The sequence below is a fragment of the Roseofilum sp. genome (assembly GCF_982964205.1).
This window is the reverse complement of record NZ_CEZBFX010000077.1, coordinates 1-23021: the sequence shown is the minus strand read 5'-3', so window position 1 is coordinate 23021 and position 23021 is coordinate 1. Positions and strand designations below refer to the sequence as shown.

Annotated in this window: 21 protein-coding genes; 7 read left to right on the top strand and 14 right to left on the bottom strand. The window is 46.5% G+C overall.

All coding sequences use genetic code 11. From position 1 onward, the window contains the following. Positions 1-222 precede the first annotated feature (222 nt). Positions 223-729, top strand: coding sequence for a superoxide dismutase [Cu-Zn] SodC (gene sodC / locus AC3A14_RS17125; protein WP_278003061.1), 507 nt, complete (start codon positions 223-225; stop codon positions 727-729). Between the two features lie 121 nt (positions 730-850). Here the strand turns inward: sodC and AC3A14_RS17120 are convergent, their stop codons facing one another. Then, the gene (locus AC3A14_RS17120; protein ID WP_318701949.1) at positions 851-1723 is read right to left on the bottom strand and encodes an AraC family transcriptional regulator; all 873 of its coding nucleotides are present in this window, start codon (positions 1721-1723) and stop codon (positions 851-853) included. A 192-nt stretch (positions 1724-1915) separates the two neighbouring features. On the opposite strand from AC3A14_RS17120, the gene AC3A14_RS17115 reads away from it, so the two are divergent. Together AC3A14_RS17115 and AC3A14_RS17110 are read left to right on the top strand one after the other, a co-directional pair. Then, positions 1916-2647: an SDR family oxidoreductase gene (locus AC3A14_RS17115; RefSeq protein WP_318701950.1), complete on the top strand. Its 732-nt coding sequence runs from the start codon at positions 1916-1918 to the stop codon at positions 2645-2647. A 213-nt stretch (positions 2648-2860) separates the two neighbouring features. Further along, positions 2861-3364 carry a hypothetical protein gene (locus AC3A14_RS17110; RefSeq protein ID WP_318701951.1) on the top strand — a complete coding sequence of 168 codons (504 nt, stop codon included), beginning with the start codon at positions 2861-2863 and terminating at the stop codon, positions 3362-3364. Positions 3365-3505: 141 nt separating this feature from the next. Here AC3A14_RS17110 and AC3A14_RS17105 read toward each other — a convergent pair whose 3' ends face one another. Continuing rightward, the gene (locus AC3A14_RS17105; protein ID WP_318701952.1) at positions 3506-4024 is read right to left on the bottom strand and encodes a phosphonate degradation HD-domain oxygenase; all 519 of its coding nucleotides are present in this window, start codon (positions 4022-4024) and stop codon (positions 3506-3508) included. 98 nt (positions 4025-4122) lie between these two features. On the opposite strand from AC3A14_RS17105, the gene AC3A14_RS17100 reads away from it, so the two are divergent. The 3 genes from AC3A14_RS17100 to AC3A14_RS17090 all read left to right on the top strand — a co-directional run bounded on the left by AC3A14_RS17100 (position 4123) and on the right by AC3A14_RS17090 (position 7727). After that, positions 4123-4581 (top strand): NUDIX domain-containing protein, encoded by a 459-nt coding sequence (locus AC3A14_RS17100; RefSeq protein WP_318701953.1) that lies wholly within the window; start codon positions 4123-4125, stop codon positions 4579-4581. A gap of 141 nt (positions 4582-4722) precedes the next feature. Next, positions 4723-5550, top strand: coding sequence for an alkaline phosphatase family protein (locus AC3A14_RS17095; protein ID WP_413038648.1), 828 nt, complete (start codon positions 4723-4725; stop codon positions 5548-5550). 35 nt (positions 5551-5585) lie between these two features. Further along, the gene (locus AC3A14_RS17090) at positions 5586-7727 is read left to right on the top strand and encodes an ABC transporter substrate-binding protein (protein ID WP_318734602.1); all 2142 of its coding nucleotides are present in this window, start codon (positions 5586-5588) and stop codon (positions 7725-7727) included. Between the two features lie 192 nt (positions 7728-7919). Here AC3A14_RS17090 and AC3A14_RS17085 read toward each other — a convergent pair whose 3' ends face one another. Then, positions 7920-9764: a tetratricopeptide repeat protein gene (locus AC3A14_RS17085; protein ID WP_318734605.1), complete on the bottom strand. Its 1845-nt coding sequence runs from the start codon at positions 9762-9764 to the stop codon at positions 7920-7922. 166 nt (positions 9765-9930) lie between these two features. Here AC3A14_RS17085 and AC3A14_RS17080 point away from each other — a divergent pair, with 166 nt between their 5' ends. Beyond that, the gene (locus AC3A14_RS17080) at positions 9931-11094 is read left to right on the top strand and encodes a pyridoxal phosphate-dependent aminotransferase (RefSeq protein WP_318734608.1); all 1164 of its coding nucleotides are present in this window, start codon (positions 9931-9933) and stop codon (positions 11092-11094) included. 39 nt (positions 11095-11133) lie between these two features. On the opposite strand, the gene AC3A14_RS17075 is transcribed toward AC3A14_RS17080, so the two are convergent. From AC3A14_RS17075 to AC3A14_RS17025, 11 genes are all read right to left on the bottom strand, one after another. Next, complete coding sequence (locus AC3A14_RS17075; protein ID WP_318734611.1) at positions 11134-11511, bottom strand: nitrile hydratase accessory protein; 378 nt, start codon at positions 11509-11511, stop codon at positions 11134-11136. A gap of 47 nt (positions 11512-11558) precedes the next feature. Then, complete coding sequence (gene nthA, locus AC3A14_RS17070; protein ID WP_318734614.1) at positions 11559-12185, bottom strand: nitrile hydratase subunit alpha; 627 nt, start codon at positions 12183-12185, stop codon at positions 11559-11561. Between the two features lie 11 nt (positions 12186-12196). Further along, a complete protein-coding gene (gene nthB / locus AC3A14_RS17065; protein WP_318734616.1) occupies positions 12197-12937 on the bottom strand; it encodes a nitrile hydratase subunit beta in 741 nt (246 codons plus the stop codon). 107 nt (positions 12938-13044) lie between these two features. Further along, the gene (locus AC3A14_RS17060; RefSeq protein ID WP_318734619.1) at positions 13045-13548 is read right to left on the bottom strand and encodes a DUF1097 domain-containing protein; all 504 of its coding nucleotides are present in this window, start codon (positions 13546-13548) and stop codon (positions 13045-13047) included. 56 nt (positions 13549-13604) lie between these two features. Continuing rightward, positions 13605-14567 (bottom strand): CobW family GTP-binding protein, encoded by a 963-nt coding sequence (locus AC3A14_RS17055; RefSeq protein ID WP_318734622.1) that lies wholly within the window; start codon positions 14565-14567, stop codon positions 13605-13607. Positions 14568-15108: 541 nt separating this feature from the next. Then, on the bottom strand, positions 15109-15384 hold the full coding sequence (locus AC3A14_RS17050; RefSeq protein ID WP_318737474.1) for a hypothetical protein: 276 nt from the start codon (positions 15382-15384) through the stop codon (positions 15109-15111). A 261-nt stretch (positions 15385-15645) separates the two neighbouring features. After that, positions 15646-16917 (bottom strand): uracil-xanthine permease family protein, encoded by a 1272-nt coding sequence (locus tag AC3A14_RS17045; RefSeq protein ID WP_318734627.1) that lies wholly within the window; start codon positions 16915-16917, stop codon positions 15646-15648. Between the two features lie 183 nt (positions 16918-17100). Beyond that, positions 17101-18063, bottom strand: a complete 963-nt coding sequence (locus tag AC3A14_RS17040; RefSeq protein ID WP_318734629.1) for a hypothetical protein — start codon at positions 18061-18063, stop codon at positions 17101-17103. Between the two features lie 26 nt (positions 18064-18089). Continuing rightward, positions 18090-19253 carry a tetratricopeptide repeat protein gene (locus AC3A14_RS17035; RefSeq protein ID WP_318734632.1) on the bottom strand — a complete coding sequence of 388 codons (1164 nt, stop codon included), beginning with the start codon at positions 19251-19253 and terminating at the stop codon, positions 18090-18092. 109 nt (positions 19254-19362) lie between these two features. Continuing rightward, positions 19363-20847, bottom strand: a complete 1485-nt coding sequence (locus AC3A14_RS17030; protein WP_318734635.1) for a hypothetical protein — start codon at positions 20845-20847, stop codon at positions 19363-19365. A 72-nt stretch (positions 20848-20919) separates the two neighbouring features. Next, positions 20920-23021 (bottom strand): CHAT domain-containing protein (locus AC3A14_RS17025; RefSeq protein WP_487779077.1); only part of this gene is annotated, 2102 nt, incomplete at its 5' end.

Genomic DNA, 23021 nt, shown 5'->3' with positions numbered 1-23021 from the left:
TTGATACTCTATTTTATTCTATCTTCATTCTCGGAGAGTGACAGAAGAGGGATATGGCCTTATGGTTTTCGTTTTCTGGGATACACTTTGCATTAACCATTACTGGCACACTGTCTCGTGTGTCAAGTAATATATTGTCCCCAGTCATACGTTATTTATTTTTTGACTTCCAAGATACCCATGAAAAAAAAATCAGTTTATATTGCTTCTCTGACAGCCCTAATGACAGCAACTGTTCTCGCACCAGCTTATGCTGACGGTCATGCCATTACCGTTGAAATGAATCTCACTGATGCCAATGGTATTGGCGCGGCTGTTGGTACAGTGCTTTTGGAAGATACGGAATATGGTTTGCTTCTTACCCCGAATCTGACCAATTTGACTCCAGGTTCCCATGGATTTCATATTCATACCAATCCAGACTGCGGCCCTGGAATGAAAGATGGCAAGACCGTACCTGGATTAGCTGCCGGCGGGCACTTCGACCCATTCAATACCGGAGTCCATAAAGGCCCCTATGCGGATGATGGTCACCTGGGAGATTTACCTCCGTTATTTGTGGCCAATAATGGTACAGCAACAACTCCTGTTTTAGCTCCCCGGTTAGAAGTCAGCTTCTTAAATGGTCGTTCTCTAATGGTGCATATGCACGGAGATAACTTTTCTGACGAGCCAGCTCCTCTCGGTGGCGGCGGTCCTCGCCTGGCTTGTGGTGTAATTTCTGAGTAGCCAGTAAAATCGAGACGCGATCAAATTTTGTATATGGGAGCTTCTCATGAATAACACTGAGGGTAACTGTATCATAGTCGATCGCGCCACCTTACTAAACTCAAGACCAACCCCATTGAATCTATACAAGTTGGGCATAGCCCAAGTCTCTTGCTTGAGAGGGCAAAAAATTGAAATAGCGCTTAAACTCTCGACTAAACTGGGATGTGCTCTCGTACCCCACATTGAGGGCTGCCGTACCTACAGATATATTGTTATGAAGAATAAGACTCTTAGCTTTATGTAATCGATACTCTTTGAGGTACTGTAGTGGAGATTTTTCGGTTATCTGTTTGAACGACCGGTGAAATGCTGAGACACTCATATCCACTTCTTTGGCGAGCTGCTTGATCGTGAGGGGTTTTTGGTACTCACGCCGAATGATCTCTATGCTTCGAGCAATCCGCGCATAGTGGGAGTTGTGTTGGGTGAGCGCATAAAGAGCAGGTCCATGTTTACCCAACAGTGCGCGGTAGACGACCTCCCTAACTAATGACAAACCAAGAATTTCACTATCCTGTTCTGAGCAGAGGGCTTGCATGAGCCGAGTTGTTGCCTTACGCATCTGGGAATCAAGGGCAACCGGCTCAACCCCACATAATGGTGATGTCGGCTCAAAGTTCTCGAGTGCATTATGTTTTGAGAGTTGCATCACCATCTTGTGAAGTTCGGCAAGATCGAGTTCAATAAAAAGGCCCAGTAACGGGTTGTCTAAGCTGGCATTTGTTTTGCACTCGAAGGTGAGTGGCACACTAAGGACAAGGTAATGGTCACTATCGTAGTGAAACACACGATCGCCGAGGTATCCAACTTTATTACCCTGCTCAATAATCACTAGCCCAGCATTGTAGACGAGCGGCGAACACGCTATAGCTTTTGTTGCCCAGAAGAAACTGACACCTCTAATATGAGTCTCGATAAAGCCTTCCACTTTGGAAAACTGATAAACATCCATGATTTGTTGTAGATAAATAATTCGCTCCTCCTCAAATAGCCTTATCACTTGACTATAGCAATCGCTGTTAAGAATTGCGCTCAAACAATGGGCAGAAAGCAGAAATAGGCAACGTCTAAGCAGAAATAGGTCTTGAGCTTGCTAGTAGTTCAAAAGTACACTGCATTTACATGACACCAAGAAGGAGAAAATATGGAAACTAATCAGAAATCCTTAGTGGTTATTACCGGTGCAAGCTCCGGTATCGGTGAGGCTATTGCTCGACGTTTCGCCGAACTGGGTCACCCGCTATTACTTCTCGCTCGCCGGATTGAAAAACTCGAAGCGCTTGGCCTACCCAACACAATGTGCCGCAAACTGGATGTCACCGATGCTAAAGCTTTCCGTGTTGCCATTGAAGAGGCTGAAGCTGAATATGGCCCAGTAGATTGCTTAGTCAACAATGCGGGTGTGATGCTTCTAGGGCAGATTGATACACAAGACCCAGCGGAATGGCACAGAATGTTTGAGGTGAACGTTCTCGGCTTGTTAAACGGAATGCAGGCGGTTCTTAGCTCGATGAAGGAGCGGGGTACTGGCACTATCATGAACATGAGTTCTATTGCAGGCAAAAAGTCTTTTCCCAACCATGCCGCTTATGTCGGAACCAAGTTTGCCGTCTCCGCAATTACCGAAAATGTTCGTGAAGAAGTTTCTAACAGTGATGTACGCGTGATGGCAATTCACCCTGGCGCAGTAGAAACCGAACTGTTGAGTCACACCACTTCGCAGGAAATCATTGATGGTTATGAGGAGTGGAAAAAGGCAATGGGCGGTGCATTGGTTGCCGACGACATTGCTCGCACAGCAGTGTTTATGTATTCCCAACCGCAGAATGTGAATATCCGTGATGTTACGATCGCGGCTACCCGGCAACCGGCCTAAACCCGATTCATAAAGATCGAAAGTTTACTGGCAACGATTAAGCAGACTGTGGAACAAGGTGCAACTGTTCATCTAGGGGGTGAACGCGGCAAAGGCCCTGGCGCGTGGCTGAAGCCAACCCTCCTAGTCCCTTTGGCTTGTCCTCGGCTATCATGAGTGTGATGTGAACAAAGACAAAGAACTGGCCTTGCGATTAGAAACTGGGTTCTTCTGATGAATAACATTGATGGTAATTGTATCGTAGTCGATCGCGCCACCTTTCCTAAAAAACTGGAGGCACTACTAGAACCAGACCGGAAAGCATTCGTGGCAATCTTATTTATTACGATCGAGTCTATTGCTGAATGCAAACTCTCCAAAGATGAGGAATCAGAACTTCTCTCGAGTGGTTGGGATCAATTTCTACAAAACTTTAGCTTGCCTTGTGAGTGTTTGCGCGCGGGTTGGCGAGAGTTTTGGGTTATCATTGAAGGAGATGATCGGGAAAAAGTTGTTAAAGCCTTTAAAGAAATATTTGCTATTTGGGATGAAAACAGTAAGCCAAACCTGTGGCATGTATGTTTTACTAACTTCAATGAAGTCCAGAATAGAGATACAGAGGCAATTCAATATTTTGATACTGTTGCGGTAAAAATAGTTGATTATAGTACTCGCAATCCCCCAGAAAAGTTATTTGAGATTCATATTGACAGTAAATCTCACACTACCATTCTCTAGTAATTATGACGCTGAAGCGGTTGGATGTATTAGTGAGCGGTCGCAGTCTTGAATCTGAGGCAACCTAGTATCTTGAACTCTTAACACCAGAAACTATTAAAGTGAGTTTATTCGTCTGGTCGCTCTGCTGGGTATTAAGTCTTATAAATACTTCCGAACAAAATAGTCAAGATCTGGAGTCACTAAACCCTCAACTTTGGCTTGTTCATCCCAGCAACGAAGTTTAATACTATCGAGAGCATAAGGTTGTGCGACAAATGCTTGAGCGTCTTTTGGAGAGAACACGCCTCCTTGGATAATTAAGCTCTGTTGGGAAGCCGGAGAAAGTTGACTCAAATATTTAGGATCGACTGCACAAAGATAGCGTTTTGCTTCAACATGGAGACGGATGGGTTCCGTGATAGCGGGAGGAAAGAGCGATCGCAAAACCGGCAAAGCACAATATTCATGGCGATCGCCTTCTGGTGTACTCCGCTCCGGGTATAGATGACCGAGATCGTGAAATAAACAAGCGAGAATTATCTCTCTAGATTGACGCGCAGTTTCCGCCAAAGTAGCACATTGCAAAGCATGTTCGAGTTGGCTAACTGCTTCGCCATCATACTGAGCATGACCTTGGGTAGATAAACAGTTTATGAGTGTTTTAAGTATAGGATTCATGGCGATCAGAAATTAGAAATACACGATTGATAGAGCCGATCTTTAATTGACTCAATGATGATACCCTTGACATCAGAGGTGCATGAGACATTAATATCATGGAAAATCAGCAGATAGAAACCACTAAACCTCAAACTCGCTTACGAGTAGCGGTTGTCGCCTTATTTGTCATCGAAACCGAAGTGTTACTGATTCATCAGATGACGTTCCCAGAACCTGACTGTTGGGACTTACCAGGGGGAGGAATTGAACCCCACGAACCGATTCGGGAAGCTCTACGACGAGAAGTTAAAGAAGAGACGGGAATAGAGAACTTTGAAATCGACGATCTATTGACAATAGCCGAAAGTTTCTTTCCCGAAGGACGCGATCGCATCCTCCATACAATTAACATTATCTACCAATGCTCGCTTCCAAGTAAACCCACCCATCTGCACAGCGATGAAGCAGAAATTGGCCCCAAAGGCATTCAATGGATTGATATCGCTTCTGTGTCTCAAAAATCCTGCTCCACTCGCTGCTGGCAAGCTCTACAAGTTCTGGGCGCTGGCGAGTAGAGACAGGGAATCGGGAGATCGCCTATTCCCCATCCCTCAACCTGAACTCAAGTTAATTGATTCATAACCCATTGTCTCCCAACCCATAACCTAGGCTTAGTCTTTCTCTGATATGACTATCTAAGCATTCAGGATGGGTGAATTATGAGTAAACGAGTCATTGTAGTACTATTAGATGGCTTGCGTTTTGATGTGGCTGTTGCCTCAATGGGTTACTTGGGCCATTTAGTGGAAACCCTCCAAGCCAGTCTGTATCAAGTCCGAGCTGAACTGCCGAGTTTATCCCGGCCTCTCTATGAAGTGCTATTGACCGGTACACCGGTTTCCGTCAATGGTATTGGAGCCAATGATGTTGTGCGTCTGTCCCATCAGCAAAGTGTGTTTCATTTGGCAAAAGAAGCTGGCTTAACGACCGCAGCAGCCGCCTATTCCTGGTTTAGCGAACTCTACAATCATGCTCCGTTTGTTCCCCAGCGCGATCGCGACCAGCATAACACCCATAACCCCATCCAACATGGGCGCTTTTATTGGGAAGACTCTTACCCAGACTCCCATCTGTTTGCCGATGCCGAAATGCTCAGGCAAGCCTATAATCCTGACTTTTTCCTCATCCATTCCATGGGAATTGACCATGCAGGACATGGCTACGGCTCCGATAGTAAAGAATATCGCGGTTATGCCTTACTAGCCGATAGTCTACTGTCCCACTATATTCCTCTCTGGCGGGAAGCAGGTTATACCCTTCTCATTACTGCCGATCATGGCATGAATCCTGACGGTCACCATGGAGGAACCCTACCGGATGTGCGGGAGGTTCCCTTATTTACGATCGGCACTGACTCGAATGGGGAGGCAACCGAGCCGATATCCCAATTGGCGATCGCCCCTTTAATCTGCACTCTATTGGGAATCTCACCCGCACCAGCGATGCTCAAATCTGAACAAGCTTTATCCCTCACCGCTTCTTAAACCCATTTGATTATTCCTACTGTAAGGAGAACCTCATGCATTATCGATTCAACCCACAATTGAGTTCTAGAGTGACGAAAGTAACTCATTCTGCTTTAGTATTGGCGATCTCCGGACTCGCTGCCTGTGCTTCTAACGTCGAAACCACAACGACTGCGGGGACTACCGCAACCAGAGCTGAAGGCAGTTGTCCTGCCATTACCCTCGCTGATACCCAAGGCATTGGTGAAGGAAAATATCCCCAGCAATACGACTTACAGAACTATGAAGCCGAAACGGGGTGTGAGATGGCTTTCGTCGCTAACCCAGAAATTGAGGATCTCAATGGGGAAATTCAAGGCAACACTGACCTCCCCTCCATAGATGAAAGAATCCCCAACGAGCCATTAGTTGTAGTTCCCTATGAAGAAATTGGTCAATATGGGGGCATCCTCGCTGGACTCTCCAAAGCCACAGAATCTGGAACTTCCGACCTGCTCTCTACTCGCCATGTAAACCTCTTCCGCTATTCCGACGACCTAAAAACCTTAGTTCCCAATATCGCTCGCGACTTTGAATGGAACGATGATTACACCATTCTCACGGTTTATCTACGAGAAGGACACAAGTGGTCCGATGGCGAACCCTTCACGGCAGAAGATATTGTCTTTTGGTATAACAACGTCCTGGCGAATAAAACCCTATACTCGAATGGTATCCCCGATCGCTTCCTCGTCAACGGCCAACCCATGGAAGTAGAAGCGGTTAATCCCACCACAGTCACTTTTACCCTCTCCCAAGCCAAACCCGGTTTAACCTCCTTATTTGCCACCGACTACGCTCAACCGTTTCTACCCAAACATTTCTTAGGTAAATACCACCCCGATGTTGACTCAAATGCCGAGAAGAACGCCAAAGATGATGGCTTTGAAAGCTGGGATGAAGCGTTCAACTTCTACTATGGCAGCAGTGACTGGAAAGATGTCCCCTCTCCTCTGCTCAAAGATACAGCTAAAGCCAATAGCTTAGAGCGAGCAGTAATGCCGACCTTAGAATCCCATATTGTCATTGCCGATACCGCAGAAGGTCGGCGTTTGGTGGCTAATCCCTATTTCTATCAAGTTGATACCACGGGACAACAACTCCCCTATATCAGCAGGATTGATGAGGTGTATGTTCCAGAGAAGGAAGTCCAGAACTTGAAACTCTCCAATGGGGAAGTGGTGTATAAATCTCAAGCTGTATTTGCTGAAGATTTGCCCGTATTGCAACAAAATGAAAGTAAAGGGAATTATACTGTCAGTCCCGTTCCCACTGTAGGGGAATCTATGGTGGTTTACTCCTTTAATGTTAACCACAAGGATGAAGGCTTGCGAGAGATTTTTGACGATCTGCGCTTCCGTCAAGCCGTCAGTCATGCTATGAATCGTGAGGAGATGAACGAGTTAGTGTATTTTGGGTTAGCCACTCCCGCCCAATATACTGCCATTGACCCGAATACGGTGGATTTTATCACGGAGGAGCAAAAAACCTATTTAATTGAGTATGACCCGGATAAAGCCAATGAACTGCTTGATGAGATGGGGTTAGTGGATGCTAATGGGGATGGAAAACGCGATCGCCTAGACGGGCAGCCTTTGGTAATTAATTTACAATTTGCCACCCAAGGCGGAGCTGTTAAACTCCACGAACTGTTTGTCCAATATCTGGATGATGTGGGTATCAATATGCAGCTCAAAGAAGTCACCTCCGATGAGTATCGCGCCAGTCAAGCGTCAAATGACTTGGATATCATGACCTGGACGAAAGCCTATACCTCAGCGTTTGTAGCGGGTTCGCGGGAACCCTTCTTCCCCCCCTTTGGCGATTATTTTAGCCTCAGCAACGGTCATCTCTGGGCTAAATATATTGAGACTAACGGCGCTGAAGGCTTAGAACCTCCGGAATGGGTAACCGAGTTGGATCGAAAGTCCATTGAGTATCAAAAGTACACTTTAGGTACTGAAGAATCCAATCAACTTGGTAAGGAAATCGTCGATTTACTGCAATCCGATCTCCTATTTATCGGCACCGTGGGGAATCCAGCCGAACCCGTTTACCATCGCAATGATTTAGGTAATTTCAAGGAATTTACCGCTAAATCCTATGACTATTACTGGGCTTATCCCTATCGTCCCAGTCAGTGGTTCTTGAAGTAGAGCGCTACGCGCTGGTAATAGATAAACGCTAGAAAGCGGGTTTCTGGCAGAAGCTCGCTTTCTAAACCCTACCCGTTCCCTATACCTGATGTCTTGTCTTAAGAGAGGTGTTTTTACATCCACTAACCAAGGGAAGCATGATTCGGCTTCCCGATCGCCCAATTATCGGTTTGGAGAGTTGAGCGATCGCAATCATCGACTAACCACTTGCACCGCACAAGTTCCCGTTTTTTGCGCTTCCAGAGCTTCAGTAAACGAATCAATGGCTTCTTGATAGTGGTGAAACTCAACTAAAATGTTGCCTTTGAGTTTTAAGGCTTCTGGATGATTGGGTTGGATCGACAAAATATGATTGTAGGTTTTTAGGGCTTTTTCTGGGCGATTGAGGCAATCTAAAAGATGGGCAATTCTGAACCATAAATCTAACATTTCTGGTTTAAGGGCTAAGGCTTGTTCGTAGGACGCGATCGCCTCCTCATATCGATTTAAACCTTCCAGGGTAGCTCCACGGTTGCGCCATAAACCTTCTCCTTGTTTACCTAAAGACAAAGCGATATCATAACAGGCTAGGGCTTCCTGATGGCGATTCAATTTGGCTAAGGCTAAACCCTGTTTATACCAAAGCTCGCTATTCTGAGAATGGAGATTGACCGATTTATCATAGGAAAGGATCGCTTTTTCATATTCTCCTATCCATCCTAATAAATTGCCGCGATGATACCAAGCTTCCCAACTTTGGGGATTGAGAATCAAGGCGCGATCGTAGGAGTCAATTGCCTCCGCATAACGTCCTAACTTAGCAAAAACACTCCCTTGATTATACCAGGCCTCATAGCGTCCCGGATAAATCGACAGGGCGCGATCGTAAGCAGTGAGAGCGCGGAGATAGTTCTCTAATTTACTGAGAGTATTGCCTAAATTATACCATCCTTCATCCCGACTCTCATCAATATCAATGGCTTTTTGATAGGCTTCTAGAGCGCGATAATAGCTATTTTGCTTAACATATAATCGACCGATCGCCAACCAGGTTTCATAGGAATCTGGCAGCCATTCCAAAGCTTTATGATAAGCCGCGATCGCATCCTCATAACGATGAACTTGGGTTAATTGCTGGGCTTGCCTGACATAATCTTCCATCGTCAATTCTTCCGGACTTACCACAGACTGCGGATGAGTTGAATCTGGAACTAGACTCCGATTTGACTGAGGAGGCGAAAAATCAGGCACTTCAGACGACAAATTCACCGGCAGAGCCGCCACCATTTGGGATGGGCGTGTTTGGGACATTTCCTGGAATAAACTCTCTTTTTCCGCTTTCGTTTCCGTCAACATCTCCTGAAATTGACGCATCATTTGGCGCTTGATTTTATCGAGTTCCTCTAGGGAAATCTGAGATTGCTGGGACTGTTCATGAACCATGGTTAACTCATCACGAATATGTTGTTTATATAAATTCAGATGACGGTATAACTCGCCCATCCAATCATCGGCTTTTAAATGATAATCCTTTAAATCGCGATCTAAATCGCTAAATCCTTCTAATTGGGAATGGATCAGTTTGACTAAATCTTGAACCACCCAACCTCGAATAAACCAAAATAAAATCATTGCCATAACGGGCATACTGACGATCAATACCATCAATAAATTTAAGAGAGTAATCGTTCCCTCAATTTTCGGCAGGCGATCGTCCCCTCGGACTAAGGCTAAATTTTCCTGAGCAATAGAGGTATCAACTACCTGGGAAATCATAGTTTTCAGGTGCTGAATATCTTCTTGAGATAAGGACGTACGATTGAAGGGTTCCTCCGTAGATTTTGCTACCGGAGGAACAATTTCTGGAGGACTAATAGAAGCCAGAGCAACCGGCATCACCTGTTGCACAATCGAATCAATAAACTTAGGATCTAAATCCGGTTTTTCCGTTTTTCCAGTATCTCCTATCGGTTGAATTGGAGATTGCTTTAGATCGGACGAAGACCGAAATTCTGGCGCGATTAAAGTCGCTAATGTAACAAGGACAACGGTTGACATCCGCATAGCATCCACTCCCATTCATTATCCAACGGAGTCCAAAACTTAAAGGTTCTCAAGAACTGCGCTATTCCTTGATACGGAGTTTTTGATCGAGATCAGGATATGATCTGAGGGCAAGTAGGGAATAGGGAATAGAAAAAACCATAATTTAGGAGATCGGTTCATGAATCAAGCAGAGCGCATCGAGGGATTGTTATCAGAATCTGCGTTTGAAGTTTTAGCTAAAGCAAAAGCCTTAGAAGCGCAAGGACGCGATATTATTCACTTAGAAATTGGTCAACCTGACTTTCCTACCCCCTCTCATATTTGCCAAGCTGCAACGGAGGCGATCGCCCAGGGCTATACCGGTTATAGTTTAACGTTAGGGTTGCCAGAACTGCGAGAGGCGATCGCCGCTCATGTTAGCAAAACCCGGAAGATTCAGGTAGGGGGCGATCGCATTATCGTCACTCCAGGAGCCAAACCCCTACTCTTTTTCGGTATTCTGGCAGTAGTGAATCCTGGAGATGAAGTCATCTATCCCGATCCCGGTTTTCCCACCTATCGCTCCGTGATTCAGTTTGCCCAAGGTCGTCCTATTCCCTTACCCTTAGTGGAAGAGCGGGAATTTAGCTTTCGCGTGGAAGACTTAGAGCGGCTGATTTCGGACAAAACTAAGTTATTGATCTTGAACTCCCCCCATAACCCCACAGGAGGATTTTTACCTCTAGCCGATTTAGAAGCGATCGCCTATTTAGCCATTAAACATAATTTTTATATCCTAGCTGACGAAATCTATTCTCGCCTGTTATATGACCATCCTCACTATAGTTTGCTCAGTCTACCCGGAATGGAAGATCGAACCCTCTTAGTCGATGGCTTTTCTAAAACCTATTCCATGACGGGATGGCGTTTAGGGTATGGCGTGATTCCCCAACATTTAATCAGCGCCTTAGAATTATTAATGCTCAACTCCAATTCTTGTACTTGTACCTTTATCCAAAAAGCCGGTATCGCAGCGTTGCAAGGTTCCCAAGAACCCGTACAAGAAATGGTCAAAGCCTTCCAATATCGCCGCGATATTCTCGTTGCTCGACTCAATGAAATTCCTGGTATCCACTGTCTCATTCCACCGGGCGCATTTTATGTGTTTCCCAATATCAAAGAATTGCCCTTAAACTCTCAAGCCTTAGCCGATTATCTCTTAAATCAAGCCGGAGTTGCCCTCTTACCGGGAACCGCCTTTGGAGACCATGGGGAGGGCTATTTGCGCCTCTCCTATGCCACCTCTTTAGACCAACTCCAGCGTGCCCTAGAGCGAATTGGGGAAGCCGTAGCGGCGCTTTAGAAAAGTAAGATCGCGCTTCGCGCTAGGCAATAGGCAATCTTAACGGGGTAGCTCAGATTGCTTCTGCTCGGGACTGCAAGCATCAAGAATGTCTGCCATGCGAGCGTCCAACTCACCGGGAGCCAACACCTCAGACTCGACTAAAATTTCTTCGAGCGCGGCTAACCAACGTTGGTAATAATCCCAACTCGGATCGTCTGTTCCATGTTCTGCTTCCCACTCCCCAATTTTGCTAATCAATTGCTGGCGAAAGTCTTCCCATTCGTAATGCCCCTGTTTAGAAAGGGCGATCGCCACCCCAAACGCTAGACGCTCCCAGTCGCGATCGAAATAGAGATGACCGTCACGTCGAGGTGGCGCTTCCTCTGGCGAACCCATTAAGCTCGTCGCCGCAAAATGTTCAAATTTAGTGAACATATATTTTGTCCTCTCACTCAGGTATAAACTTTGCAGTTTTGCCAGTCTTATGCCGCTTTAGGCAGTGCAACGCCCATCATCGCTTCTGGGGTCAACAGAGAAGCTAGTTGCTCTTCGTTCATGCCTTCCGTCCCCTCAGGACGCATGGGTAAGACCCACCAACGAATCTGACCGCTCGTATCCCAAACACGGATTTCGACCGAATCATCCAGCTCAACTCCAAATTCCTTCAGCACGGTGCGGGGTTCCCGCGCGGTGCGCGCTCGGAAGGTTGGATCTTTATACCAGTAAGGTGGTAAGCCCAACGTTGGCCAGGGATAGCAAGAACATAGGGTGCAGACAATCACGTTATGCACTTCAGGGGTGTTCTCCGCCACCCGCATATGTTCCCCCTCTGCACCAGACATACCAGGAGGAAAGCTCATCTCATTACAGGCTGCATTGCAGTCATTGACCAGCAATTCTTTAAATGCGGGATCGACCCACGCCTTGGCGACCAACTTAGCGCCATTAAATGGCCCCATTTGAGTTTCAAAATAGCTGAGGATGTTATCAACCGTATCGCCGGCGATTACTCCTTTCTCAATTAGCAACGATTCCAGCGCTTTGACCTTGGCCGCACTGTAACGCTCGCGCTCTGGATCGTACTGGAAACCTTCGTAAAGACTTGGCATTTTTTTTCTCCTTAAGCAGCTTCAATATAGACTTCAAAAATGTCGTTGTAGTAAATCGCTTTGGAATCCAGCAGGGATTTATCCCAAAGAGCATCGGGTTGGAAACAAAGACTGTAAATTGGCATCGGCACGCCAATGCCATCATTGGTTTTGAAGAAGTAAGTATAGACCCCTTCATAAACCTTATCAACCACACCAACCCGATCGCGCAAATGCCCGGGTAAACGGGTATGATCTGCCGGAGGCACATCCTTAATACGGACTTTGTCTCCAACTTTGAATTTGGGTTCCATCGCAACCGAACGTTGGGGCGAGTCACCTTCACGCAGGTATTTCTCAACCTGAGCGTTAATCGCCGGATTGCCACCTTGGGGCAGTGGGGCTTCAGCCTTGGCGCTGTCGGCTAATATCTCAGCTGTGCGTGCATCTAGCTCTTCTTGGGTAATGTAGCCTTCTTCCACAAAAAAGCCAGAAATGCCGCCGAGCCATTTCTCGTAGTAACGCAACCGAAAATACTCAAAGGGATTCATCCCCTCGGCACCCTTCCGGAGATGCCCCCAAGTCCAAAAACTCTTGAATTCAGTGGGAACGTTTTCGATGTCATACGGCAGTTCATTGAGATGATTGCTCAATGCCATCATTGCGGTATGAATACCAAAAATGCGCTTTTCCCAGGGTTCGACAAAAACTTCCGTCTCAAAGTTAATCGGCCCCAGATTCTCTAAACCGCCTAAATTGTGCTGTAATTTCATAGCTTTGGAGATCCCTTAGTTGATTAACGATAGCATTTCTTATCTCGCGATCGCGAAAAAATTCAGTGCAGTTCGCAAGCTAACCGACACGATCGCGAACCTTACACTCAAGCTGCGGTTTCCGGTGCTGTTGTCATTGCTTTCCCCCACAGTTCTGAAAGATAGCCAAAAATAGCACCTAAAATCATGGCGGCGATCGCGATCGCAACGGGGTTTTCCAGGAAGGGGGAGGTCATCGGATTCCCCGTTACTGCGGCGGTTCCCACAGTTTGCGAAAATCCCCAAACAATCGCGGGTGTAATCCCGGCTGTAAAGGGAATCTTGCTGGCTTGCACCATCGCAGCACTGCCAATGCCCACAACGATCGCAGCTATGATCGGCGTTGGACCAATCAGCTCGATCGCCAGCAGGGATGCGCCAGCAATCAGAATCCCGGTAATATTGCAGACTACCGACTTCTTGAAGCCATCCACTCCTCCCCCAACAATAAAAAAGGAGGCCCAAGCCGTAAATGTTACCCACACGGGCAAGGGAAGAACCGTTGCCGTGAGGAAAACGTCAATACCTCCCAAAACACCAATACTGATACTCAATGCTTCTGCTTGCTTCATGTCGATTTCTCCTGATCGCTAGATTGCCAAATACTTGATGCCAGCCAAGGGGCACATCAAACTAAACAAGCGTTGAACCCGTCTTGCAGGTTCATTTGTTCGAGGTTGCGACCAATAAAGATCAGCTCGTTGCGACGAGTTTCATCCGGCTTCCACGGCTTGCCCGGGCGACCGTCGAGGGTCATATGAACCCCTTGAAATACAAACCGACGCTCCATGTCGTGGGCGTTAAGAATGCCTTTCATGCGAAATAGATCGGGACCGTGCGCTTGAACTAACTGATAGAGCCAGCGATTAATCTTGTCCGTATCAATTGCCCCTGGCTCGTTAATCGCAACCGAATACACCGAATCATCATGCTCGTGGGCCGATTCATCGAGAAATTCCGGATCGATCGCCAAGGCATTCTTGAGATCGAAAGATTGAACCCCCAAGACGGAATCCAGAGATAGATCGCAATAATTGGTAGTGTAGATTTTCGCGATCGCATTTATGCCGCGCACCTTCTGCTTCAGCGTTTCCAAAATATCGGGTGAAACCAACTCCGCCTTATTCAGCAGAATAATGTCAGCAAAAGCAATCTGCTCCTGGGCTTCTTCGCTCTCCCAATGCTGAGTAATATGCTTGACATCCACAACCGTGACGACGGCATCAAGCTGTGTTTGTCGAAGCATCACTTCATCCGTGAAAAAAGACTGAATCACGGGGGCTGGATCGGCAAGCCCAGTTGTTTCAATGAGAAGGCGATCGAAGCGATCGCGCCGATCCATTAAATTACCGATAATGCGAATTAAGTCCCCTCGAACGGTACAGCAAATGCAGCCGTTATTCATCTCCAGAACTTCTTCATCAGCATCAATGACGAGCTGATTATCAATACCAATCTCACCAAATTCATTAACAATGACCGCAATGCGATTGTTGTGCTCTTCCGTCAAAATTCGGTTTAATAATGTTGTTTTTCCTGCACCTAAATAGCCGGTAAGAACTGTGACAGGAACTTTTTGCGTTATAGCCATTACCCTTGTACGAGGATCGTATCAAAAAAATAAAGCTGCCGTTTGATCGAGATAAGGATCAAACACTGCCGAGCTTTAGTAAATCATACAGCCAAGTAATGAACCGTATAACGTATCACGATTTAAAAAGATTGCCATGAAAACTGTTGACAAACTTTAACGGGAAGTGCCCTCAAAACCTATTTAACCAACTTGAGCGATCGCTCAAGTTGCTCCCCTTAATTCCCCCGTACCAAGCCGGAAAGCCAATAGAATTATTCCTTTTTCTCCATCATCTTTTGTGACATTTTTAATACTGTTTTGCGGGGAATAAACCGTACATCCAATTGAGTTTAAAGTCCAAAAGATACCTCATTAATTTTCACTAATTCGCCTTTCATCATCGCCTCATAACCACACGGGGCAACAGACTCAGCGGATGCACCTTGGTCTCATACAGCAGTTTCCTCTGCTATGAGGTACATTAATGACGGTTTTTAACAATATCTAGAACAGCTCAGAGCTTCTACCAAGTCTGTTGTTTGCTCCCCCTATCCCCCCATCACAGCGCAAAGCGCTGTAAGGTGTTGCCTTCTAGGTCTCCTGCTGCCACAAAACCACTAGCCACTGCGCCAGAGCAAAGGGCCGTTGAGGTAATATTAGTATCCAAAAATTTTTGGGCGATCGCCTGGGAAAAGGAAACCACAAAAGCGATGGATCTATCATGCCATTCCTGGCAGTGAGGACACACAAACGATCGCACTGAGAGATCCATCTTTTCTGTAGCAGAAAAGGAGTTGGTTAGGACAGTTAGGTGATGGTTTAAGGCAATAGGCAATAGAAAATGTCCTAAACTCTCCCTTTCTCTGCTATAGCAGCAATAGAGGTGTTAGAGCAAAGGTGAGAAGAAGGGAAGAACTGCCCAATCTCCAAATAAACCTTGCCCTCCAACTCAGCTTTGTATTTGAGCCGGGTACAGAGTTGCGTTCATGCTTCTTCAAGTGTCGGGAATTAGGAAACTTTGACCTGTTGTCATCACCATTGTCCATTGGGTAAATCGTCTTTACACGAAATTCTACTGTTCTAGGATTGAGATTAACTAGGAGTTGGTTTCGCCAGATTCGGGTAAGAGCCAATTCATCAGGACTCCAAAGATCCCGGATAAACCAATTCCTTCTAGGGCAAATTCTCCGGCTTTTATGCTTAGTCCACCCACTCCAAAAACTAGGATAATCGAAGCGATCGCCAAATTTCGAGGTTTCATTAAATCTTCTCTAGAGCGAACCAGACTATTCATCCCCACTACCACAATTGTCCCAAATAAAATCACCAGAATTCCCCCCATAGCCGGTACGGGGATGGAGCGCAAAAAGGCCCCCAGTTTACCCACAAAGGCGAGTACAATGGCCAAAATTGCAGCCCAAGTCATGATACCGGCATTAAAGATTTTAATTAAGGCAACAGCTCCCGTAACTTCTGAGTAGGTGGTATTAGGCGGACCTCCCAAACAAGCTGCTAGACTGGTAGCGAGACCATCTCCGAGTAGGGTGCGATGAATGCCAGGGTCTCGAAAGTAGTCTTTTTGAGAGACAGCGCTGATAGCTAGGATATCACCAAAGTGTTCGATGGCAGGGGCGATCGCCACGGGTACAATAAAGAGAATGGACGGTAAATGGAATTTAGGTAAGGTATATTCCGGCAGCGCAAACCAAGGGGCTTGAGCGATGGTTGTTAGATCGACCATTCCTAATGGAAATGCCACGATATAACCGACGAATAAACCGGTTAAAATAGGCACTAATCTTAACCATCCTCGACTGAATAAGACAGTTAATAATGTGGCCAGTAAAGCACTTCCAGAAACAGCTAGAGCGGCTCCTTCACTGTATCCTTCACCCGCATTCGATGCCATCTGAATAGCAATGGGGGCAAGAGATAATCCAATCACCATAATTACCGGCCCCGTAACAATGGGTGGTAACAGCCGTAACAAAAATCCAGAACCGCGCCATACAATTAATAAACTCAAGAGCAAATAAACGACACCAGCAGTCATTAATCCCGATAATGTTTCAGGTAACCCATACTTTTCTACTCCCAGTTGAATCGGGGCAATGAAGGCAAAAGAAGAAGCTAAAAAAACCGGCACTTTTCCTCCAGTTACCCATTGAAAAACCAAGGTTCCCAAACCAGCCGTCAATAGGGCAACATTCGGATTCAATCCGGTTAAAATGGGCACTAAAACTAAGGCTCCAAAGGCAATAGAGAGGATCTGAGCGCCCAGGGGAAAATAACGCCAACTAAAGCGATAGGCAGTTGGGTCTATCTCGCTTTCTTGGGTTTCTGGGTTAGGATTAGGAGGTTCAATCATCAGCGTTTAGTCTAAAATTCAAGATTAATATTGTATTATAGTGATGTGGTAGTTTGCGGTAGGGAATAGGCAATAGCTTAGATTGCTTAGGATCTAAGCCTTCAAGTTGTATTCGATAGAAAAGAGAATCCTTTGGGAGGGACTTCTCACTTCGTGCAAGCTCCGCCAATGCGGGGAATGACCCTAGTGTTTACTAAAGAAAGAAGAAGAGCTAAACAACCCTTTGACAAATTTAGCGATCTCTTTAGATGGATTCCGTTCGTTCAAGAATTCTTGGGTACTTATTTTTCTATCCCGAAATCGTTTGACAAAATATCGAATATCTTCTAGCTTTTCTAGACGAGAGTTGCTTTTTTGTTTCATGTGGGTAATCGGATTTATTCCTTTTTCCCGCAGAGAGTGATAGGTTTTGACAACTTTTGCTTCTGGGGTGTGGCGCTGAACTTTCCAATCCTCTTTGAGAGCCTGGTACTGTCTTTTCAGGATTTGGTTTTCTTGTTTCAATCGATTGACCTGTTGGTTTAAATCCAGGTTATCATCTTGGTCGATTGCCCTAATTTCCCCGTGATGGTACTGCGCTTCAATTTGGATTAACTGAGCTAAGTCTCCAGCTTGATAAGCTTGGTTAACTTCTTTCATGACTTCCGTGTAATAATCCCGGTCTTGATGATGGCTGACTTTATCCGGATGGAAAACCGACGCAAGTTGCAAAAATTTTTGGCGAACTTGATTTAAATCCTGATGTTTGACATTTTGCCAAGGGATGTTCTCTCGATCGTCTTGCATGGGTTCGTCTATGGACTCTTCGGTTCGGAGCCGATTGCTAATCCAACCCATTTTTTGGATACTTTCGTAAATAAACAGAACTTTTTGCGTTTTTTTACGACTTAAGCCACGGGTTCTGAAGATATCTTCAAATAAATCATGAATTTGTTGGTCAACCCGATCGATTTCTGTTGAGATTGGCTCTAGGTTCTGAGCCACTTTAGGAAGAATCTGCTCTTGCTCTTGTTCAAAATCATCGATTTTCTGTTGTTGCTTTTCTATTTTCTTTAGCAGTTTCAGGCGATCGCGGTTCAGGGTATGGATTTGCTCCTGGAGTTGATTGACGGATAAGGAGGAAGAGGGAGAGGATGGGGGTTGCATACAGACTTTTCAAACCAATGGTTCAATTAGGGTGATTCTGGTTCAGATTCTAAGGGGTTTTCCGGGTTCTGGCTCTCCCGTTCTTGAGCGGCTAAACCACTTAATCGTGCTTGAGCCTTACTCCAATAGGAAATGGTTTCCAGATGTTCCGGTTCGAGTTGCAACGCCCGATCGCAACAAGTTAGGGTCTCCTCATACCGTTCTAGAGCATATAATGCAATTGCCTTCTTTTGCCAAGCATCAGCTAATGTCTCATTTCTGGTAATCACTTCATCCCAAGCGCCGATCGCCTGCTCATAGCGCTTAAGCGTGTTTAAGATCCGTGCTTGTCCCAACCAGCCTTGAAACGATTGTGGCCGAATTTCTGTCGCTTTCTCAAAACTTTGCAGAGCTTCCTCAAATCGGTCAAATCCACTTAATACGGTTCCCCGATTCAGCCAAGGATCAAAGGCATTCGGTTGTAACTTCAAGGCTTGTTCATAACTCTCTAATGCTTCCTGATAGCGGCCTAAATTTCTTAGGGACACTCCGCGATTACTCCAGGCTATGTCATAATCCGATTTAATGACTAAAGCCTGATCGTAACTGGCTAATGCCTCCTCATATCGTTTAAGCTGATTGAGTGCTACCCCCCGATTCGTCCAAACTTGATAAAAATCGGCTTTCACCTCTAACGCCCGATCCCAAACTTGCAAAGCCTTGATATAGTGTTGCTGTTCATATAAGCTATTGCCTTGATAAAATAGCTCTTGAGCCTCAGTTGTCATCGGTTGTGCTGTTTCCGGGGTAAAGGTTTTTTGCAAAGCGAGTCGTCCCACTTGAGTTGTCTTTTGACCGATTACTCCCAGCTCAATTTCCCCCAATCTCAACATTCGGGAAGCTAGTTGGTGGTTGGGAAGCGGATTTTCTAAGAGGCGATCGCCAAATTCCCCTAACCAATCGATCCATCCTTCTTCGGTGGTGCGATCGGATAACTTATTTAAATACTCCTGCACCTGAACAGTTTGCCATCCCCGATCGACTCCTTCTAATAGTTGCATAAACACAAACTCATATCCCGTGCGATCGAGCGGAGTTGGACGATCTTGCTCTTGGGGGGGGATTGTTCCGGAACTCCCTTGATTTCCCAACAACCGTCCCCATAATCCCCTAATCCAACCGATCAAAGAGCGCCAAAATCCTTTCCACATCGCGATCACCGAGTATTGATTTCTCCATTATGATTCCCTATTATCAATTAAAAACGTTCGCCCCTACAGCAATGTCTGATTCTAAAACGAATCAACGGCGATCGCTATTTTATCGATCATCTGGGGTTTTTGCTTTTTGGCGATCATTTTCGTTTTGCGGTATCCATTGCAAGAAGGAGGTTACGAGAAAAATCCCCAACACTAACCCCACTGCGAGACTCCAAAACACCAATTCTACAAAGGGATGCACCGTAGTAGCATGAGCATCCCACGGCATGAGTACGGGGTTTTCTGGTGTAATGAGAGCGTAGCTTGTGGCGATCACGCCGGCAGTAGCCATGCCTGTACCAACAGCCCAAATGGTAATATTTAAGTTGTAGTTACTGATGGCTTCTTGTTTGCTGCTCTTCTGAATCTGGTTTTGTAGCGATCGATCGGCTTCAATTTGCTCGATTTCTAACATGCCGCGAATCGTGGCAATCATTTCTTGAAACAGATTTTGACCCGCGAGCAAGTAATTTAAATCGGTTTCGATTTGTTGCAGATAAGTGTTTTTCGCTAAGTCGAGAAAAGCATCCCAGAATGGGAAGTGATCATCGGTCAATTTAGCTTGGTTAATCTCAGTAAATGCGATATCAAAATTATTGATATTAGTGTCCGTAGTGTTGTAGCACTCGCGGAGCAGGCGCAGGGTTTGGCTATACTCAAATCCCCGTTTGCGGATATTATTGAGTAATCGTTTTAACTCTTTTAACCGTTTTTCGTCATCCGTTTCTTTCTCGATTTGGCTAAACCGAGGAATTTGTTGCTCTAGCTCGTTGGCCAGCTTTTGCGCTTCTTGGTAGTATTGTTTCGACTGCTCGGTGGTGAAGAGGATTTTATGGCGATAGCACAGCAGTTGTTTGAGCGCTCGGTTGAAGCTATTGCTAAAGGAAGATAGGCTATTTTCTTTGAACTTGAGCCAGACTAAAATATAAGTATTTTCCGCTTCGTACAGGAATAAGGGGCTACCGAACAGTTGCCCTTGACGGGTCTGTAGCGGACGGGGGATGATTTCTGTGGGGCGATCGGGAAATAAGCCGGTTACACAATCATCAGCTAGGGCGCGATAGTCTTTCAGGGCAATGGGTTTACTGGGTTCAGCATAGAGGAAAAAGCTTTGACCTAAAGACGGATTTAGGGTAGAATAAGAAAGAACATTATTGGGATTAAAACCATTGATTTGGTGACAAAAAAGCGGTATTTTGCAGTCACGTTTATCTAAAAAGAGAGTCAGTTCGGCTAGATAGACATCTTGCAATTTTTCCGCGTGAAATGCTCCTTTTGCTTGCAGGGTTTGAGTCAAGGGAATTTGGCTTAACTTCAGTTTGCGTTGTCCTTTGATCAGGTCTTGCCAGGGTTCATTTTCTTGAACGGGATGCAGATTTGCGCGCAAGTTTTTCAGGTCTTCACTGTTCAAGGCATCGGCAACCGTTGTGGCGAAGGTTTGCCAGAGTGCCTCGGCATTTTTGGCGGGCATTTGGTAGCCTTGGTCAAAGTCTGACCAAAAGTGGAAAGCGTAGAGGGTGAAAATAGGGTTTTGGATTTCAGTCATAAGCTTCTCGTGAGGTTTGAGAAACCCGGTTTCTTCAAGAAACCGGGTTTCTGGGTCGCCACCTGGGTTGAGCTACTGTTGTTTTTCGTTGGTTTGGCCCAAGCGGTTGAGGTTTTCTAGGTATTTTTCATAGGCTCTTTTGACCACGTCTTCCGGGGTTTCTTCTTCGTCGTTGGCATCGTTGGGGCCCATTTGGCTGAGGTCGTTTTCGATGTTTTCTTCCACGTTGGGATGGGTTTTGCACCAGGTTTTGATTTTGGCCGCTAGGGTTGCGATGCTGTCCGTGGGTTGCAGGTCTAAGCCTTGAATTTGGGTTAAAAATTCGGGTTCGTAGTAATCGAATAGGTCGGTGAAGGCTTTGACAATGGCTTCGGGGGTGGCATGTTCGGGGATGGACATGGTGCGTAAGGCCTCTTCTATCTGTTGGGTGGTTAGGGTGAGGGGGTGGGTTTCGCCGATGAGGGTGAACCCCGACCAGGATTCGGGTTTGGGAAACCGGGTTTTGGTGTTGAGCATAGCATGACGGAGGGCGGTGGCGCGGTTTTTGCCGTTGGCGAGGTTTTGGTAAAATTCCGTCATTAGGACTTTGGCGGCTGGTGCGCCGATGTTCCAGAGGGAGACAATGAGACTGGGAACTCCGGCGAGAATGAAACAGCGAGACAAGCCGATGATGCCGTCGCCGGTAATTTTACCTTTGCCGGTGCTACAGGCGCTGAGGACAACAATCTCGGCGTTGAGTTGTTGGTCGAGAATTTCGGCGGCATTGAGAGCGCCATCACTGTCGGCATCGGGAGCTAGGACAATGGTTCCGGGAATCTCGCCCAGGTTGGTGTTTTCCGGTTGGTATTCGTCCAGGAGTCCGTGGGCGAAGATATGGACGATGCGGGTTTGCAGCATTTGGTTGATGACGGCGACTTTGGTGGCGCTGTCGCCCATGATGGGGAGAGTGTCGAGAATGGTGGCAATGGTTTGGGCGGCTTCCTGCATATACTCGTAGGAGCGCAGTTTGTAGGGGTTATCTTGGAATTTGGGGTGCAGGGTGGGTTCGGCGACCACCAGGGCCTTGTTCTGGGTTGGGTGCAGGCGCTGCTGTTGGGCGTGGGTGGTCTCTAGGACTTGGATGGAGGGAGCGGTGAGGGGGGTATGGTCTTCGATCAGATAGCGCCCTTGGGGGGTCTGTAAGGCCGCGAAGGGAACCAAGTAGAGGGCATAGTGGGGAATGAAGATCACCCGCGCTTCGGGATCTGTGGGCAGGAGGTCGGCAATGGGGGCGATGAGGATATTGTAGAGGTATTGCAGCCAGGGAAAGTGACCGTTGCGGGGTTTTTCTTCGGGGTTGAGTTTGAGGGGTTGGTTGTCGTTGTCTTTTTCGGTGATGCCGATGGAGACTCGCGCCCGGAGTATGAGGGTTTCTAGGTTGTCGAGTTCAGATTCAGCGATGGGGGAGCGGCGAAACTCGATGTTGCCGGTGGGTTGGATCACCCAGATATAGAGTTCTTCTGTGACAATGGAGTATTCGACGAGGGTGGCGTTTTGGGTTTGGGCGACTTGGCGAATTTGATCGGCGCTGATGTAAGGGTTAATCTCTTCGGGGAAGCGCTGTCTGAGCAGGTCGATGAAGGCACGGGTGCGCCCCCGTTCGGAGATTTCTAAGGCTTGGATGGGTTGATCTTGGGCAATGAGGACTTCTTGCAGAAGTCGATAAGAGTTTCGTTGGGTTTCAAAGATGGAGATTTGATGGTTGTCTTGTAACCCGACTCGTATCGCTTCTTTGATGGTGATCGATTCTCGCAGAACGGCTTCTGCTTCTGGGTATTGCTCGGTTTTTTGCAGAGTGGAACCTAGATTATTCAGGGAAATTGCTTCTGCTTGGCGATCGCCGATTTCCCTTTTTATGGTTAAAGACTGCTCGTGGAAGTCGATCGCTCTTTGGTATTGCCCTAATGAATCGTAGGCATTGCCCAGACTTCCCAGGGAAATTGCCTCTCCCCGGCGATATCCGATTTCCCTAGCTATGGTTAAATACTGCTCGTGGAAGTCGATCGCTCTTTGGTATTGCCCTAATGAATCGTAGGCAAGGCCCAGATTTCCCAGGGAAGAAGCCTCTCCCTTGCGATCGCCGATTTCCCTAGCTATGGTTAAATACTGCTCGTGGAAGTCGATCGCTCTTTGGT